The 17,147-nt window shown below is 71.6% G+C and carries 16 protein-coding genes; 3 read left to right on the top strand and 13 right to left on the bottom strand.

What is annotated here, in order from left to right:
• Positions 1-166: 166 nt before the first annotated feature.
• The 5 genes from ACIGXJ_RS24600 to ACIGXJ_RS24580 form a co-directional block, all read right to left on the bottom strand.
• The gene (locus ACIGXJ_RS24600; protein ID WP_399649175.1) at positions 167-1,873 is read right to left on the bottom strand and encodes a uroporphyrinogen-III synthase; all 1,707 of its coding nucleotides are present in this window, start codon (positions 1,871-1,873) and stop codon (positions 167-169) included.
• A complete protein-coding gene (gene hemC / locus ACIGXJ_RS24595) occupies positions 1,870-2,829 on the bottom strand; it encodes a hydroxymethylbilane synthase (protein ID WP_399649173.1) in 960 nt (319 codons plus the stop codon). The genes ACIGXJ_RS24600 and hemC overlap by 4 nt, the downstream gene beginning before the upstream one ends.
• Positions 2,826-4,523 (bottom strand): glutamyl-tRNA reductase, encoded by a 1,698-nt coding sequence (locus ACIGXJ_RS24590; RefSeq protein ID WP_399649171.1) that lies wholly within the window; start codon positions 4,521-4,523, stop codon positions 2,826-2,828. Before ACIGXJ_RS24590 ends, hemC begins: the two co-directional genes overlap by 4 nt.
• On the bottom strand, positions 4,520-5,278 hold the full coding sequence (locus tag ACIGXJ_RS24585) for a redox-sensing transcriptional repressor Rex (RefSeq protein WP_399649168.1): 759 nt from the start codon (positions 5,276-5,278) through the stop codon (positions 4,520-4,522). The genes ACIGXJ_RS24590 and ACIGXJ_RS24585 overlap by 4 nt, the downstream gene beginning before the upstream one ends.
• Positions 5,279-5,586: 308 nt before the next feature.
• The gene (locus ACIGXJ_RS24580) at positions 5,587-5,871 is read right to left on the bottom strand and encodes a glutaredoxin family protein (protein ID WP_399649166.1); all 285 of its coding nucleotides are present in this window, start codon (positions 5,869-5,871) and stop codon (positions 5,587-5,589) included.
• 93 nt (positions 5,872-5,964) lie between these two features.
• Between ACIGXJ_RS24580 and ACIGXJ_RS24575 the strand changes: the two genes are divergently transcribed.
• The 3 genes from ACIGXJ_RS24575 (at position 5,965) to ACIGXJ_RS24565 (ending at position 9,541) form a co-directional block, all read left to right on the top strand.
• A complete protein-coding gene (locus ACIGXJ_RS24575) occupies positions 5,965-6,876 on the top strand; it encodes an HAD family hydrolase (protein WP_399649164.1) in 912 nt (303 codons plus the stop codon).
• A 403-nt stretch (positions 6,877-7,279) separates the two neighbouring features.
• Positions 7,280-8,056, top strand: coding sequence for an ECF subfamily RNA polymerase sigma factor, BldN family (locus tag ACIGXJ_RS24570; RefSeq protein WP_399649162.1), 777 nt, complete (start codon positions 7,280-7,282; stop codon positions 8,054-8,056).
• A gap of 234 nt (positions 8,057-8,290) precedes the next feature.
• Entirely contained in the window at positions 8,291-9,541 is a 1,251-nt protein-coding gene (locus ACIGXJ_RS24565) for a DUF5667 domain-containing protein (protein ID WP_399649159.1), read from the top strand.
• Between the two features lie 106 nt (positions 9,542-9,647).
• On the opposite strand, the gene ACIGXJ_RS24560 is transcribed toward ACIGXJ_RS24565, so the two are convergent.
• From ACIGXJ_RS24560 to ACIGXJ_RS24525, 8 genes are all read right to left on the bottom strand, one after another.
• Positions 9,648-10,679 (bottom strand): lysophospholipid acyltransferase family protein, encoded by a 1,032-nt coding sequence (locus tag ACIGXJ_RS24560; RefSeq protein ID WP_399649157.1) that lies wholly within the window; start codon positions 10,677-10,679, stop codon positions 9,648-9,650.
• Between the two features lie 117 nt (positions 10,680-10,796).
• Positions 10,797-11,837, bottom strand: coding sequence for an NAD-dependent epimerase/dehydratase family protein (locus ACIGXJ_RS24555; protein WP_399649154.1), 1,041 nt, complete (start codon positions 11,835-11,837; stop codon positions 10,797-10,799).
• Positions 11,838-12,103: 266 nt separating this feature from the next.
• Positions 12,104-12,202: a 30S ribosomal protein bS22 gene (locus ACIGXJ_RS24550; RefSeq protein ID WP_003948845.1), complete on the bottom strand. Its 99-nt coding sequence runs from the start codon at positions 12,200-12,202 to the stop codon at positions 12,104-12,106.
• Positions 12,203-12,378: 176 nt separating this feature from the next.
• Entirely contained in the window at positions 12,379-12,591 is a 213-nt protein-coding gene (locus ACIGXJ_RS24545) for a helix-turn-helix domain-containing protein (RefSeq protein WP_004984898.1), read from the bottom strand.
• A gap of 129 nt (positions 12,592-12,720) precedes the next feature.
• Complete coding sequence (locus tag ACIGXJ_RS24540) at positions 12,721-13,536, bottom strand: phosphatase (protein ID WP_399649152.1); 816 nt, start codon at positions 13,534-13,536, stop codon at positions 12,721-12,723.
• A 450-nt stretch (positions 13,537-13,986) separates the two neighbouring features.
• Complete coding sequence (locus tag ACIGXJ_RS24535) at positions 13,987-15,159, bottom strand: acetoin utilization protein AcuC (protein WP_399649149.1); 1,173 nt, start codon at positions 15,157-15,159, stop codon at positions 13,987-13,989.
• Positions 15,110-16,330, bottom strand: coding sequence for an MFS transporter (locus ACIGXJ_RS24530; RefSeq protein ID WP_399649146.1), 1,221 nt, complete (start codon positions 16,328-16,330; stop codon positions 15,110-15,112). The genes ACIGXJ_RS24535 and ACIGXJ_RS24530 overlap by 50 nt, the downstream gene beginning before the upstream one ends.
• Positions 16,331-16,385: 55 nt before the next feature.
• On the bottom strand, positions 16,386-17,042 hold the full coding sequence (locus ACIGXJ_RS24525; protein WP_399649143.1) for an HAD family hydrolase: 657 nt from the start codon (positions 17,040-17,042) through the stop codon (positions 16,386-16,388).
• Between the last annotated feature and the right edge of the window lie 105 nt (positions 17,043-17,147).

The raw sequence follows: 17,147 nt of genomic DNA, 5'->3' as shown, positions 1-17,147 counted from the left end.
CATGTCCTGAGCAAAGCCTTGCAGGATGACATGAACAGTCGGCGCACACAAGGGAATTGAGGATCGGGCTGACGATCCGTCGGACAGCGGCCGGGTCCCGGTCAGTCGTGCAGGCGCAACGGGGCGCCCCCGAAGGGGCGCCCCGCGGCTGCCAGGAGTTTTGGCGTCAGGTGGCCCGGCGCCGCCGTGCCCCCGGTCGCCGCTCACTGGGCCGCGTCACCGGGTCCCCCGCCTCCAGGGCGGCGGCCCTGCGCTTCATGCCGAAGTCGGCGAGGGCCTCGGCGAGCTTGTGGACGGACGGCTCGGGAGCCATGACGTCCACGCGCAGGCCGTGTTCCTCGGCGGTCTTGGCGGTGGCGGGGCCGATGCAGGCGATCACCGTCACGTTGTGCGGCTTGCCCGCGATGCCGACCAGGTTCCGCACGGTCGACGACGAGGTGAACAGCACCGCGTCGAAGCCGCCGCCCTTGATCGCCTCACGGGTGTCCGCCGGCGGCGGCGAGGCGCGCACGGTCCGGTAGGCCGTGACGTCGTCGACCTCCCAGCCGAGCTCGATCAGACCGGCCACGAGGGTCTCGGTGGCGATGTCGGCGCGCGGCAGGAAGACGCGGTCGATCGGGTCGAAGACCGGGTCGTAGGGGGGCCAGTCCTCCAGCAGGCCGGCCGCCGACTGCTCGCCGGACGGCACCAGGTCGGGCTTCACGCCGAAGGCGATCAGGGCCTTGGCCGTCTGCTCGCCCACCGCGGCCACCTTGATGCCCGCGAAGGCACGGGCGTCCAGGCCGTACTCCTCGAACTTCTCCCGGACCGCCTTCACCGCGTTGACGGAGGTGAACGCGATCCACTCGTAGCGGCCCGTCACCAGGCCCTTGACCGCGCGCTCCATCTGCTGGGGCGTGCGCGGCGGCTCGACGGCGATCGTCGGCACCTCGTGCGGGACGGCGCCGTAGGACCGCAGCTGGTCGGAGAGCGAGGCGGCCTGCTCCTTGGTCCGCGGGACGAGGACCCGCCAGCCGAACAGCGGCTTGGACTCGAACCAGGACAGCTGGTCGCGCTGGGCGGCCGCGCTGCGCTCACCGACCACGGCTATCACCGTGCGGCCCCCGTCGGGCGAGGGCAGCACCTTCGCCTGCTTCAGGGTCTGCGCGATGGTGCCGAGGGTGGCGCACCAGGTCCGCTGCCGGGTCGTCGTACCGGCGACGGTGACGGTCATCGGGGTGTCGGGCTTGCGGCCGGCCGAGACCAGCTCGCCCGCCGCGGCGGCCACCGAGTCGAGGGTCGTCGAGACGACGACCGTGCCGTCGGAGGCGCCCACCTCGGTCCAGCACCGGTCGGAGGCGGTACGGGCGTCGACGAACCGGACGTCCGCGCCCTGCGAGTCGCGCAGCGGCACACCGGCGTAGGCGGGGACGCCGACGGCGGTCGCGATACCGGGGACGACCTCGAAGGGCACTCCGGCGGCGGCGCAGGCGAGCATCTCCTCGGCGGCGTACGCGTCGAGTCCGGGGTCACCGGACACCGCACGCACGACCCGCCTGCCGCCCCGCGCGGCCTCCATGACAAGATGTGCCGCATCCCGCGCAGCGGGAGCACCAGCGGTTGTTGACGCACCGTCAACGACCGCCTGCTGAGGCGTGCCCGCGCCCGGATTCGGGTCCGACGAGGGATCCGTGTCCGTGTTCACGACGGAGACGCCCGGCCTGGCGTGCGTCCGTACGACGTCGAGCACCTCGTGCTCGGCGACGAGGACGTCCGCGTTCGCCAGCGCCTCCACGGCGCGCAGGGTCAGCAGTCCCGGATCCCCGGGTCCGGCACCGAGGAAGGTGACGTGCCCGTGTTCCGGACCGGCGGCGGGAAGGGTGGTGGGGCTCACTGTGCTCGCTCCCCCATCAGACCGGCCGCGCCCTGGTCGAGCATCCGGGCCGCGAGTTCACGGCCGAGTGCCACAGCCTGGTCGTGCGTCTCGGGCACGGGACCGGTGGTGGACAGCTGCACCGTGCGGGTGCCGTCGGTGGTGCCGACGACGCCGCGCAGGCGCATTTCCTTGACGATCTGCCCGTCGGCCAGAAGGTCGGCCAGCGCGCCCACAGGGGCGCTGCAGCCGGCCTCCAGGGCGGCGAGCAGGGACCGCTCGGCGGTGACGGCGGCCCGCGTGAACGGGTCGTCGAGCTCCGCGAGCGCGGCGACGAGGTGCGCGTCGTCCGCGGCACACTCGATCGCCAGGGCCCCCTGGCCGGGGGCGGGCAGGACGGTGTCGACCGACAGGAAGTCGGTGACCTCGTCGATGCGGCCGATCCGGTTCAGGCCGGCCGCGGCCAGTACGACGGCATCCAGCTCGCCGTCGTGGACGTACCGGATGCGCGTGTCGACGTTGCCGCGGATCGGGACGGTGACGATGTCCAGACCGTGGGCGCGGGCGTACGCGTTCAGCTGCGCCATGCGGCGCGGCGAACCGGTGCCGATCCTCGCCCCGCGGGGCAGGTCGGTGAACTTCAGGGCGTCCCGGGCGACGATCGCGTCGCGCGGGTCCTCGCGCACCGGGGTCGCGGCGAGCGCGAGGTCCTCGGGCTGCGTGGTCGGCAGGTCCTTCAGGGAGTGCACCGCGAAGTCGACCTCGCCGCGCAGCAGCGCGTCGCGCAGCGCGGTGACGAACACGCCGGTGCCGCCGATCTGCGCGAGGTGCTCGCGCGAGACGTCGCCGTACGTGGTGATCTCGACGAGCTCGACGGGCCGTCCGGTCACCTGGCTCACGGCGTCCGCCACCTGCCCCGACTGGGCCATGGCGAGTTTGCTGCGCCTTGTCCCCAGCCTCAGTGCCTTCTCACTCATGCTGGCCCTCGGTTCTTCTCGGTGCTGTCCTCGGCGCGGGAGACGGAGGCCACCGTCTCCTGGTCGAGGTCGAACAGGGTCCTCAGGGCGTCGGCGTACCCGGCGCCGCCGGGCTCGGCGGCGAGCTGCTTGACCCGTACGGTCGGCGCGTGCAGCAGCTTGTCGACGACGCGCTTGACGGTCTGGGTGATCTCCGCGCGGTGCTTGTCGTCGAGCCCCGGCAGCCGCCCTTCGAGCCGGGCGATCTCACCGGCCACGACGTCGGCGGCCATGGTGCGCAGCGCGACCACGGTCGGCGTGATGTGCGCGGCACGCTGGGCGGCGCCGAACGCGGCGACCTCGTCGGAGACGATCCGGCGGACCTGGTCGACGTCGGCCGCCATCGGGGCGTCGGCGGAGGCCTCGGCGAGCGACTCGATGTCGACGAGGCGGACTCCGGCGAGCCGGTGCACGGCGGCGTCGATGTCCCGCGGCATCGCGAGGTCCAGCAGGAACAGGCTCGGCTCGGGCCGCGGCGGCTCGGCGGCCGGCTCGGGCTTGCGCCGCTCGGGGATCCGGCCGACGGTGGCGGCGGTCGCGGCGAGCGCGGTGATCAGCCGGGCGTCGGCCTCGGGCGTGCGCCGCGCGCTGTCGCGCCGCGTTCCGGTGCCGCCCGCGGCCCAGGCCGCGTGCTGCTCCAGCGTCGCCGCGTCCATCCCGGCGACGGCGGCCTCCCCCATGACGGAGAAGCCGGGCTGTACGGCGGTGAGGTCGAGGGGGCAGTTCTCCTCGGCGGCGGCCTGCTGGCGTACGGCGTCCCGCGCGGCGGGCGTACGGGGCTGCGGCTCGGCGGTCCGGGCGGCGGGCACTCCGGTGCGGCCCTCGACGGCGCGGGCGACCACGTCGGCGGTCAGCACCAGGCCGGTCGCGCCGGTACAGGACACCGCGACATCGGCACGTGTCAGCTCCGCGGGCATCGACTCCATCGGCACCGCGCGGGCCACCACGTCGCAGTCGTCGGCGGCGGTGAGGATCTCGGCGAGCCGCTCGGCACGCTCGAAGGTGCGGTTGGCGACGACGATCTCGGCGACCCCGGCCCGCGCGAGCGTCGCCGCGGCCAGCGAGGACATCGAGCCGGCGCCGATGACCAGGGCCTTCTTGCCGACGGCCCAGGACGGGACGGCACCACCGCGGGCGAGCTGCTCCAGGCCGAAGGTGACCAGGGACTGCCCGGCCCGGTCGATGCCGGTCTCGGAGTGGGCGCGCTTGCCGACCCGCAGGGCCTGCTGGAACAGGTCGTTCATCAGCCGGCCGGCGCTGTGCATGTCCTGCGCGCGGGCGAGGGAGTCCTTGATCTGGCCGAGGATCTGGCCCTCGCCGACGACCATCGAGTCCAGCCCGCACGCCACCGAGAACAGGTGGTGCACGGCCCGGTCCTCGTAGTGCACATAGAGATACGGAGTGAGCTCCTCGAGCCCGACGCCGCTGTGCTGCGCGAGCAGCGTGGACAGCTCGGCGACACCGGCGTGGAACTTGTCGACGTCGGCGTACAGCTCGATGCGGTTGCAGGTGGCCAGCACCGCGGCCTCGGTGGCCGGTTCCGCGGCGACGGTGTCCTGGGCCAGCTTGACCTGGGCGTCCGCGCTCAGCGCGGCCCGCTCGAGGACGCTGACCGGGGCGCTGCGGTGGCTCAGGCCGACGACGAGGATGCTCATGCCGGCATCACGGCGGGTACGTCCCCGTCGGGTCCCTTGTCGGCGGACGCCTTGCGGGTGGCGGCCGGGATGCTCGCCTCGGCGGCACCCTCCTCGCCGGCCTTGCGCTGCTCGTGGAAGGCGAGGATCTGCAGCTCGATGGAGAGGTCCACCTTGCGCACGTCGACGCCGTCCGGGACGGACAGCACGGTCGGCGCGAAGTTCAGGATGGAGGTGACCCCGGCGGCCACGAGCCGGTCGCAGACCTGCTGGGCGGCGCCCGCGGGGGTGGCGATCACGCCGATGGACACGCCGTTGTCCTGGATGATCTTCTCCAGGTCGTCGGTGTGCTGCACGGGGATGCCGGCGACGGGCTTGCCCGCCATCGCCGGGTCGGCGTCGATGAGCGCGGCGACCCGGAAGCCACGGGAGGCGAAGCCGCCGTAGTTGGCGAGCGCGGCGCCGAGGTTACCGATACCGACGATCACGACCGGCCAGTCCTGGGTGAGGCCCAGTTCGCGGGAGATCTGGTAGACGAGATACTCGACGTCGTAGCCGACACCGCGGGTGCCGTAGGAGCCGAGGTAGGAGAAGTCCTTGCGCAGCTTCGCGGAGTTGACCCCCGCGGCAGCCGCGAGTTCCTCCGAGGAGACCGTGGGTACAGAACGCTCGGAGAGCGCGGTGAGGGCTCGGAGGTACAGCGGAAGCCGGGCGACGGTGGCCTCGGGAATCCCTCGGCTACGGGTCGCCGGTCGGTGAGTTCGGCCAGTTGCCACGGTGCTCCTGCGGGTAGAGCGGGGCTGTAGGCGGTCGTACGTCCCCAGACCGCCCCGTCGACAGCAGGCTATGCCTTTGTGAACGCGTGCACAAAGATGGTGTCCGATTTGCCCGGCCAACGTGACCGGGGTCACGCGCCCCCGGCGCGCGTTCGGGGAACCGGCGCATACGCACCGTCGTTCCTTGTGTCTTGGGGGCAAAACCGCACACACTCCTCAACGATCCATGCCCCCGAGACCAGCTCACCGTCGATCCTAAGCGACTTTTCGGACGAGTTGTACTGGCCGGTCAGTGACTTCCGGCTCCCTCACCGCTCGTCGAGCGCCCGTCGCAGGCGCTCCTCGTTCACACGCCAGAAAGTGTGCTGCTCGCCGTCGACGAGCACCACGGGGATCTGCTCCCAGTACTGCCGGTGCAGCTCTTCGTCCTGGGTGATGTCCTTCTGCTCCCAGGGCACTCCGAGTTCCCCGCACACCTTCTCGATCACGGCCTGTGCGTCGTCGCACAGATGACACCCCGGCTTGCGGATGAGTGTGACGAGACGGTCCTGGGGGGAGGGCCGGGCCTTGCCGCGGCGGAAGAGCGGGCTCATACGGCCATTGTTCAACGTCACGGTCGTGCGGAGTTCACTGCGCCGGAACCTCTGCGGTCCGGAACCACCGAACAAACTGGCTATGCTCACGCCATGGCCGCTCTCGGATGGCTCACTCCCCGTAGGCGCTCCGCCACGGCGCGGAGCGTGTTGGCAGGCGAGGCCTCGGCGGAGGCCGCGCGCAAGTCAGTCCCCGAGACCGTGCGGGAGGAACCGCAGTTCCCGGTCGTCGGCGACGACAAGGCCGCGGCGTTCTTCGACCTCGACAACACCGTCATGCAGGGCGCCGCCCTCTTCCACTTCGGCCGGGGCCTGTACAAGCGGAAGTTCTTCGAGACACGTGAGCTCGCCCGGTTCGCCTGGCAGCAGGCCTGGTTCCGGCTGGCCGGCGTCGAGGACCCCGAGCACATGCAGGAGGCGCGCGAGTCGGCGCTGTCCATCGTCAAGGGCCACCGGGTCTCCGAGCTGCAGTCCATCGGCGAGGAGATCTACGACGAGTACATGGCCGAGCGCATCTGGCCCGGCACCCGCGCCCTCGCCCAGGCCCACCTCGACGCGGGCCAGAAGGTCTGGCTGGTGACGGCGGCCCCGGTCGAGATCGCCCAGGTGATCGCCCGCCGGCTGGGCCTGACCGGCGCGCTCGGCACGGTCGCCGAGTCGGTCGACGGCGTCTACACGGGCAAGCTGGTCGGCGAGCCCCTGCACGGCCCGGCCAAGGCCGAGGCGGTCCGCGCCCTGGCCGCGGCGGAGGGCCTGGACCTCTCGCGCTGCGCCGCCTACAGCGACAGCCACAACGACATCCCCATGCTGTCGCTGGTCGGCCACCCCTACGCCATCAACCCGGACACCAAGCTCCGCAGGCACGCCCGGCAGCTCGACTGGCGCCTGCGCGACTACCGCACCGGCCGCAAGGCGGCGAAGGTCGGCATCCCGGCCGCGGCGGGCGTCGGCGCGGTGGCCGGCGGCACCGCGGCGGCGATCGCCCTGAGCCGCCGCCGCCGCTAGTACCGGAGACGCCGGTGGTGCCGGTGGTGCCGGTGGTGCCGGTGACGCCGCGGTAGTGCCGGTGACGCCGGTAGTACCGGAGAGCCGCGCAGCGAAACCCGCCCAATCCAACCGGCTTACCCCTTCCTGCCCCTGTGCAGTCCTCTTGTCCGCGGACTGCCACAACACGCCCTGGTTCCAGCCCGAATCCGAACTGATTCGATCAACAACCTGTCACTCTGCGGCAGTTGATCGAGCGTCAATCGGTTACAGAAGCGACGTAATCGATGATTTGAGCAACTCGGTGTAGCAGTGCCTGCACGAAGCGTTATTCTCCTCAGACGCAAACCGGTACCCCTCCGTCGCTACGACGGGTGAACGGTCCCGCACTGCACGTGATGGAAGCTCTGCCTCTGGGAGTCCCGTGTACCCACACGTCGGGGTTGACGCCTCGGGCCTGGCTACGCTGCGCGCAACGGTCCTCGACCTGTTGCGCGGCTTCGTCCCCACCGCGTACGCCGTCCCCGCCTTCGCCACCGCCGCGCCACTCGGTCCGTGCTACGCACTGGCCGAGGGCGGCGCCGCGGTCGGCAGACGCGGACGCTCCGCCGGCGCGGCCGCCACCACCGCACGCCGGCCGGCCGCCGACAGCGACAGCGCCCGCATGATGGACCTCGTAGAGCGCGCCCAGGCCGGCGAGGCCGAGGCCTTCGGCCGGCTCTACGACCAGTACAGCGACACCGTGTACCGGTACATCTACTACCGGGTGGGCGGCAAGGCCACCGCCGAGGACCTGACGAGCGAGACCTTTCTCCGCGCCCTGCGCCGCATCGGCACCTTCACCTGGCAGGGCCGGGACTTCGGGGCCTGGCTCGTCACCATCGCCCGCAACCTCGTCGCCGACCACTTCAAGTCCAGCCGCTTCCGGCTGGAGGTCACCACCGGCGAGATGCTCGACGCCAACGAGGTCGAGCGCTCCCCGGAGGACTCCGTCCTGGAGTCCCTGTCGAACGCCGCGCTCCTGGACGCCGTACGCCGGCTCAACCCCCAGCAGCAGGAGTGCGTGACCCTCCGCTTCCTCCAGGGACTGTCCGTCGCGGAGACCGCCAGGGTCATGGGGAAGAACGAGGGCGCCATCAAGACCCTCCAGTACCGCGCGGTACGCACCCTGGCCCGGCTGCTCCCGGACGACGCCCGCTGACGTCACCACCGTCGGTCACCTTCAACTCACGGTCAGTGAAAGTCCGTTGACTTCTCGATCCGATCATCCTCAGTCCGTAACCCAAGTGCCGCGCCGCTCGTTGTGCGGGATGCAGGCTCCCTGTGGTCACGTCCGTACCAAGCCCGATCACTCGATCGGGTGGAAGCGGTCGCGGGCGTGCAACGTTCAGGATCCCCAGGGAGTCGACCGTCATGACGAGAGGAGGTGCCGCCAGTGATCGCGAACGTATCGGCGCACCGGCGGGCGAACGCCTTCGCCCAGGCCCTGGAGGAGCAGTCCGAGCAGGGCACGGCGGCCGAGCAGTCCGAGGGACCGGCACCAGGCCCGGCCCCAGCGGAACAGACGGAGCAGGGCCGCCTGTTGGCCCTCGCCACCGGTCTCGGCGAGCTGCCCAAACCGGAGCTGGACCCCGAGGTCAAGGTCGTCCAGCGGGCCCAGCTGGTCGCCGCGATGGAGGCCATGTTCCAGGCGGGCACCGCCGGAGGCGAGGCCGCGGACCCTTCGGTACCCGAGCAGCGCAGGGCCCGGGGCGCGCACCGGGCGACCCCACTGGGCAGGTTCCGGCCACGCACCCGGCTGGCCAAGGGCCTCACCGCGGGCGGACTCAGCGTGGGCGTCGCCGCGGGCGCCTTCGGCGGGGTCGCCGCCGCCAGCTCCGACGCCCTCCCCGGTGACTCGCTCTACGGCCTCAAGCGCGGCATCGAGGACTTCAAGCTCAACTACCTGGCCGACGGCGACACCGAGCGCGGCGAGGTCTACCTCGACCACGCCTCGACCCGTTTCAGCGAGGCACGCCGGCTGATGGAGCGCGGACGCAGCGGGCCCCTGGACCACGAGTCGCTCGGCGAGATCCGCCGCGCCCTGTCCGGGATGCAGCACGACGCCTCCGAGGGCCACCGGCTGCTGCGCGAGGCGTACGAACGCGACCCCGACTCCCTAGGGCCCATCCAGGCGCTCTCCGCGTTCTCCCGCTCGCACCGCGAGGCCTGGGGCGCCCTGCGCGACAGGCTGCCCGTCCAGCTCGGGGACGTCAGCCAGGAAGTGTCCTCGGTCTTCGACGCCATAGACGAGGAAGTCGCCCCGCTGCAGTCCCTCCTCCCCCAGCCCCCCGACCGGTCGGGCGGCGGCACGGGCGGCGGGGGCAGCCGGCAGGGCAGCGGGCCCTCCCAGTCCACCGGCACCTCCGGCACCGGCCGCTCCAGCGCCCCCGGCCCGGGCGGTGGCAGCACCTCCGAGAGCAGCCGCGGCACCAGCACCGGCAGCCCGAGCCGGTCGGCCGGCACCGACACCGACGAGGGCCTGCTCGGCGGCAACACCGGCGGCCTCCTCGAACCCCCCGAGGAGCCGGACACCGCCTCACCGTCCCAGAGCAGGACACCCACCGCCGAACCCGACGTCACTCTCCCGCCCCTCCTTCCCGGCCTGCTGCCGGGGCTGGGCATCGAGGGCGAGGACGTGGAGTAGCGGCGCGTACGACGACGGGGCCGCCCCTTTCCGAGCAGGGGCGGCCCCGTCGTCGTACCTGTACGGCACCGCTCTGCGGCTGTGCGGCCTGCAGAGCGGTGACCGGCTAGAAGAACACCGACCTGCGCTGCACCAGCAGCTTGTACAGCGTGTGCTGGATCTGCTCGCGGACCTGGTCGGTCAGGTTGAACATCAGCATCGGGTCCTCGGCGGCCTCCGGCGGATAGCCGTCCGTCGGGATCGGCTCGCCGAACTGGATCGTCCACTTGGTGGGCAGCGGGATCGCGCCCAGCGGGCCCAGCCACGGGAAGGTCGGCGTCAGCGGGAAGTACGGGAAGCCGAGGAGCCGGGCGAGGGTCTTGGCGTTGCCGATCATCGGGTAGATCTCCTCCGCCCCGACGATCGAGCACGGCACGATCGGCACGCCCTGCCGCAGAGCCGTGGAGACGAAACCGCCCCGGCCGAAGCGCTGAAGCTTGTAGCGCTCGCCGAACGGCTTGCCGATGCCCTTGAAGCCTTCCGGCATCACCCCGACGAGCTCACCCTGGCCGAGGAGCCGTTCGGCGTCCTCCGCGCAGGCGAGGGTGTGGCCCAGCTTGCGGGCGAGCTCGTTGACGACCGGGAGGACGAAGACCAGATCCGCCGCGAGCAGGCGCAGATGCCGGTCCGCCGGGTGGTGGTCGTGCACGGCCACCTGCATCATCAGGCCGTCCAGCGGCAGCGTGCCCGAGTGGTTGGCGACGATCAGCGCCCCGCCCTCGGCCGGGATGTTCTCGATGCCCTTCACGTCGACCCGGAAGTACTTCTCGTACAGCGGGCGCAGCAGCGACATCAGGACCTGGTCGGTGAGCTCCTCGTCGTAGCCGAAGTCGTCGACCTCGTAGTCCCCGGTGAGGCGGCGGCGCAGGAACGCCAGCCCGCTCGCCACCTTGCGCTCGAGGCTGTCCTGCGGCTGCTGCTCCCCGGGGGGCACCGGCACATCGTCCTGCGCGGCCGGCCTCGTGGGCAGGGGCTGGACCTCCCCGGCCGGCTCGGTGCCCTGGAGCCGGCTCCCCGCGCCGCGGCGTCGCGCGGGCCGCTGCGCCGCGCCCCCGCGGGACCGGTCGTCGTCGAACGGAATGACCTTGGCGTCCGCCATCGTTGATGCGCTCCTCAGTCGGCGCTCTGCGTCCGGGGATGGGTGGGGGGTGGGTCGGGGATGGGTCCGGAGGTGGGTCGGGGATGGGTCCGGAGGTGGGTCGGGGCGGGGAGTGGGTCACTGGTCGGTCGGGGGATGCGCCAGCGCGGCGAGCCGGTCGACGGCCCCCGCGAGGGCCTCGGGCGGGAGAAGTCCGGGACCCCGGCTGCGGACGAAGTCCGCGAACGTCTCCGCGGTCGTGTACTTCGGGTGGAACCCGAGCGTCTCGCGCATCTGGTCCGTAGCCACCACCCGGCCGTGCGTCAGCAGCCGGATCTGCTCCGGCGAGAAGTCCGTCATTCCCAGCGTACGCACCATCGAGCCCGCCCAGGTGACCGCGGGCAGCAGCAGCGGCACCGTGGGCCTGCCCAGCCGGCGCGAGCACTGGGAGAGCGTGAGGACGCCGTCGCCGGCGATGTTGAAGGTACCGCTGTTCAGCGTGCCGCGCGCCGGCTCGTGGGAGGCGATCCGCAGCACGTCCATCACGTCGTCCTCGTGCACGAACTGCAGCCTCGGGTCGTAGCCGAGGACGGTGGGCAGCACGGGCAGCGAGAAGTACGCGGCGAGCGGCGAGTCGGCGCTCGGGCCGAGGATGTTGGCGAACCGCAGCACGCACACCGCCACGTCGGGGCGGCGGCGCGCGAAGCCGCGCACATAGCCCTCGACCTCGACGGCGTCTTTCGCGAAGCCGCCGCTCGGCAGCGACTTCGGCGGGGTCGTCTCGGTGAACACCGCCGGATCGCGCGGCGCCGAGCCGTACACGCTCGTACTGGACTTCACCACCAGCCGCTGCACCGCCGGGGACTTCTGGCAGGCGCCCAGCAGCTGCATCGTGCCGATGACGTTGGTCTCCTTGACCGTGGTCCGGCTGCCGCTGCCGAGCGCGGTGGCGGTGACGTCCATGTGGACGACCGTGTCGGCGCCCGTCTCGGCGAGCACGCGCGCGATCGTGGGCTGCCGGATGTCCGCCTGGATGAACTCCGCGCCGCCCAGGTGGTGCTCGGGCGGTACCGCGTCCACGGCGACGACCCGGTCCACGTCCGGGTCACGCAGGATGCGTCGTACGAACCGGCCGCCCAGCCGACGGGCCACTCCGGTGACGAGCACGACCTTGCCCAAGATCAGCGCCTTCCTTCCGCCTCGCGGTTCGGAACGGTTCCGGTTTCCCTGGCTCGTACCCTGCCGCGTTCCCCGTGTACGGCCAACTTAGCGGGTCGGCGTTGCGCTGTGATGACCTCCGGATGCGCGAGGTGACGAAAAAGCGGCGCTCAGGGCCCGGGGCTGCGGGCGGGGACATGCGTGTGGCCCCCCACCGGGTTCGGCGGGGGGCCACAGCGACGCCGTCGCCGGGCGGCCACGGCTTCATCCGTGGCCGCCCGAGGCGCTTACTTCTTGTTGCGACGCTGAACGCGCGTGCGCTTGAGCAGCTTGCGGTGCTTCTTCTTGGCCATCCGCTTGCGCCGCTTCTTGATAACAGAGCCCACGACTACCCTCGCTCACTTCTCATCACTCGGTGTTTGGGCGCCATGGGCCCACACGACCTACGAGGGGCTAGCCTACCCGCCCGAGCGCCGAGGTCGTAATCGAGGGGCGCGGGGAGGTCCGCATGCGACCGGTATTGCCCTGTGATGCCCGGAACGGACCTCCTCGCCGGTGGCCGTCAGGCGGTTTCCACCCCCACGTAACTCTCCCGCAGGTATTCGTGAACCGCTTGCTCCGGGACGCGGAACGACCGACCGACCCGGATCGCGGGCAGATGACCGCTGTGCACCAGCCGGTACACGGTCATCTTCGACACTCGCATCACCGAGGCGACTTCCGCCACGGTGAGGAACTGAACCTCGTTCAGAGGCCTCTCGCCAGCTGCAGCCATGACACACCTGAACCTTCCGCACTCGACGGCCACCGGCTTCCCCTTCCGGTGACTCTTCGTCGTTGCGTGCTCACTCCCCAGACTAGGGGCGGGTGATGCGAGTGGGGAAGAGGTGCACCCATCGGCGGCCTACTGTGACAGACACGCTCGATTGAGTACGTAGCGGGTAAGCGGACGGTAGTAATCGGACCGCACAGCGTCATCGAGTGGAACGACCACGGACACGACGCCCTCCGCCTCGCCCACGAAGAGCGCCGGGTCGTCGGTGTCGGCGAGCCCGATGGCCTCGAACCCCAGCTGACCTGCTCCGCAGACCCAGCCGTGATCCCCGATGACCAGCTCCGGCAGCGGGCCGCCGGCCTCCGCGGCGGCGGCGAGCGCCGTCCGAACCGGGAGCGGTGAGTGGGTGTGTGCGCCGGTCGTGCGACCGGGGGCGCGGGCGTCGGGGCTGCGCACCAACGCGACTCCTCGTACGTAGTCGAGGACGTGGGTACGTAGACCGAACCGGGTCGTTATGTCGACACAGCGACCCGTCGCTGGGGTGAGGACGGTACATCCCGCTGTCGACAGGGCGTCCGCGAGTTCGGCGTAGAAGCCGAGGAGCCGGTGGGGGTGTCCGGTGCCCAGCAGCACGGGCACCCTGTGCCGGGCGGCGGCCCCGACCCTCTCGGCGAACGCGTCCAGCGCGGTGAGCGTCCGCTGCGGGTCGATCACATCATGCCCCGAAGTGCAGCGCGGATCGGCCGAAACCCCGCACTTGTCCGCCATGAGCTCGATCAGATCCCGCTGCCCCCACGTCCACATGGGATCGATCCCGATCAGCACCCGGGGGTCCCGTGCCGCGAACAGCCGATAGCTCCGCAGACTCTCCTCCCGCGAGGTCGCCACCGGCCCGGCGATCCGGGCAGCGACGAGATGCGCACGCAGGGCACCGGCACTCACCATGCGGCGATGGTGACGGAGGCGCCGGGGCGGAAGCACGAAAACGCCGAACTACCGCACGGTTGGCGTAACGCCCCACCCGCGGCGCCCCGCCCGGGCCCGCTGGGGGTCGCGGAAGCGCGTCGGCTTCGGTGACGATCCTGACGGCAGCCCCCCAGGGGCGCGGGGAACTGCGCGACCAACCACCAACGACCCGCACCCGCGCACGGCGAGAAGGCCCCGGCCGGGAAGGCGGCCTTTCAGGGGCGCGGGGAACTGCGCGACCAACCACCAACGACCCGCACCCGCGCACGGCGAGACGGCCCCGGCCGGGAAGGCGGCCTTTCAGGGGCGCGGGGAACTGCGCGACCAACCACCAACGACCCGCACCCGCACCCGCACCCGCACCCGCACCCGCACCCGCACCCGACGGAACGAACCCGGCCGGGAAGGCGTTCAACCCCGCCAAGCCCCCTACGCCAACAACCCCCGCAGCGGAAACACAGCCCGCCGCGCAGCGAGCACAGCCTGATCCACCCGGTCGGCGGGGTCGTACCCCGCCTCCCAGTCGGCGAAAGAAACAGGCCACCGCCCATCAGTCATCCGCATCGGCCCCAACTGCCGGGTCCGCGCATACACTTCCTGCCGCCAGCTCTCAGGAATCACCGTCTCCGGCGCGATCTCCCGCCCCGCCGCGATCCCCACCAGATGCGTCCACGACCGCGGTACGACATCCACGACCGCGTACCCGCCCCCACCGAGCGCGACCCACCGCCCGTCGGCGTACTCATGGGCCAGCGAGTGACAAGCCACCTGCACCGCCCGCTGCGCGTCCAGCGAGACGGCGAGATGGGCCAGCGGGTCCTCGAAGTGGGTGTCGGCGCCGTGCTGGGTCACCAGCACCTGAGGGCGGAAGTCGGCGATCAGCTCGGGCACGACGGCGTGGAACGCCCGCAGCCACCCCGCGTCCCCGGTCCCCGCCGGCAGGGCGACGTTCACCGCGCTGCCCTCCGCCGAGGACGCCCCGGTCTCCTCGGGCCACCCGGTCTGCGGGAACAGCGTCCGGGGATGCTCGTGCAACGAGATCGTCAGCACGCGCGGATCTTCCCAGAACGCCGCCTGCACCCCGTCCCCGTGATGCACGTCGACGTCGATGTACGCGACCCGCTCGGCCCCCAGCTCCAGCAGCCGCGCGATCGCCAGCGAGGCGTCGTTGTAGACGCAGAACCCGGCCGCGCCCCCGGGCATCGCATGGTGCAGCCCGCCCGCGAAGTTCACGGCGTGCACCGCGTCCCCGCGCCACACCGCCTCCGCCGCGCCCACTGACTGCCCCGCGATCAGCGCCGACACCTCGTGCATCCCGGCGAACGCCGGATCGTCCAGGGTTCCGAGCCCGTACGACCCGTCGGCCGCGGCCGGATCCGCCGAGGCGGCCTTCACCGCCTGGACGTAGTCCTCGCGGTGGACGAGCCGCAGCGTCGACTCCCCCGCCGGCTTCGCCGCCACGACCTCCACCTCACGGTCGAGCGCGAACGCCCCGATCAGGCTCCGGGTCAGGGCGAGGCGGACCGGGTCCATCGGATGCCCCGGCCCGAAGTCATACCCCGTTACTGCCTCGTCCCACATCAGCTGTGCGCGGCCGCTCATGCACGCCACCGTATCGGTCCGGTTGAGCGGCGAACGACCTGGCATACGCAAGCGTCACCAGCACCAGCACCATCGGCACCAGCATCGCCCCGCGATAGCTCCACGCGTCCCCCAGCGCCCCCACCAGAGGCGAGCCGATCAGGAACCCGACGTAGTTGAAGACGTTCAGCCGCGCCACGGCCACATCCGACGCCCCCGGGAACAGCCGCCCCGCCGCCGCGAACGTCTGCGGCACCAGCACACACAACCCCAGCCCCAGCAGCAGGAACCCGAGCATCCCCACCCACGCCCCCGGCGCCACGGCCACCACACCGAACCCGGCGGCCGCCACCAGCGCCCCTGCCCGTACGACCGTCACCGCCCCGAACCGCCGTACGCCGAAGTCCCCGAGCGCCCGCCCCGCCAGCGTGGTCACCATGTAGACGTTGTACGGGAGCGTCGCCATCTGCTCCGAGCTGCCCAGCACGTCCTGCAGATACTTGGCACTCCAGTTGGAGACGGTCGAGTCCCCGATGTACGCGAAGGTCATCACCAGGCACAGCGGCAACAGCATCCTGAAGACGACACCGCCGCCGCCCTCGCCGGCCGGTTCCCCCCGGCCCCTGTCTCCCGCGCTCCCGTCGACGTACCACCGGCTCCCCACCAGACACAGCGGCAACAGCACCCCGGCGACCGGCAGGTACGACACGAACAGCGCCAGGTCCCAGTGCGCCCCCACCCAAGCCAGCGAGGCCCCGAGAATCCCGCCCAGGCTGTACGCCGCGTGGAACCCGAGCATGATGCTGCGCCCGTACGCCCGCTGCAGACTCACCCCGAGCATGTTCATCGAGGCGTCCAACGCCCCCACGGCCAGCCCGAACACCCCCAGCGAGAGCGCCAGTTCGGCCATACCGTCCCCCGCCCCGACCCCGAGGAGCGCCAGCAGCACGACCGGCTGGGACCACCGCAGCACCGCACTGGCGGGTATCCGCCGCACCAGCCACTCGGTCCCCACACTGCCCACCCCGGCCAGCACCGGCACGGCGGCGAGGAACGCGGGCAGCAGGGCGTCGGAGACCCCGTACCGGTCCTGGACGGCCGGAATCCGCGTCACGAGCAGAGCAAAGGCAACGCCTTGCGCGAGGAAGGAGAACGCCAACGAGGCCCTGCCGCGCCGCAGCACATCAGTCATGGCGGCGAGCGTAGGGCCCCGCGGTCCGGCTGGATACGCCGAAGCTGAATTTTCCTCAGCTTCGCTGCAGCAGCCCGGCCAGCTCCTTCATGGAGGAGAACAGCCGAGTGGCTCCCGCGAGCCTGGCCGCCGGCGTCATCGCCGTGAACCCGTACACGTCCATCCCGGCCGCCACCGCCGCCTGCACTCCGAGCGGGCTGTCCTCGACGACCACACACCTGTCGGGCGCCACACCCATCCGCTCGGCGGCGTGCAGGAACAGATCCGGCGCCGGCTTGCCCCGCCCCACGTCCTGCGAGCTGAAGATCCGCCCCTCGTCGAACCACCGGTCGAGCCCGGTCGTCCGATGTCCCACCCGGATCCGCTCATGGCTGCCCGAGGACGCCACGCAGTACCGCACCCCGGCCCCCTCGAGTCCCTCCAGCACATCGGCGGCCCCGTCCACCGCCTTCAGCTCCCGCTCGAAGGCAGCGAACACCCTGCCGTGGAAGACGTCGTCGAACTCCGCCGGCAGTCGCCGCCCGGTCCGCTCCTCGATCAGGTCGTGGATCCGGTGCATCGCGGACCCCATGTAGTCCCGGATGGAGTCCTCGTACGTCGTCGGATGCCCGACCTCGGTGAGGTACTCGGCCAGCAGCCGGTTGGAGATGGGCTCGCTGTCGACGAGCACACCGTCGTTGTCGAAGATGACCAGGTCATAATGCGGAGACATACTGTGAGCCTAAACGCAGAAAACCCCGCACCGTTCCCGGTGCGGGGTTTTCTCCAATGATTGTTCGGCGGCGTCCTACTCTCCCACAGGGTCCCCCCTGCAGTA

Origin of the sequence: Streptomyces sp. NPDC053367, from assembly GCF_044545925.1 — a bacterium.
In the GTDB taxonomy this organism is placed as follows: domain Bacteria; phylum Actinomycetota; class Actinomycetes; order Streptomycetales; family Streptomycetaceae; genus Streptomyces.
The sequence above is the reverse complement of the archived record's forward strand: the minus strand, read 5'-3'. Positions and strand labels throughout refer to the sequence as shown.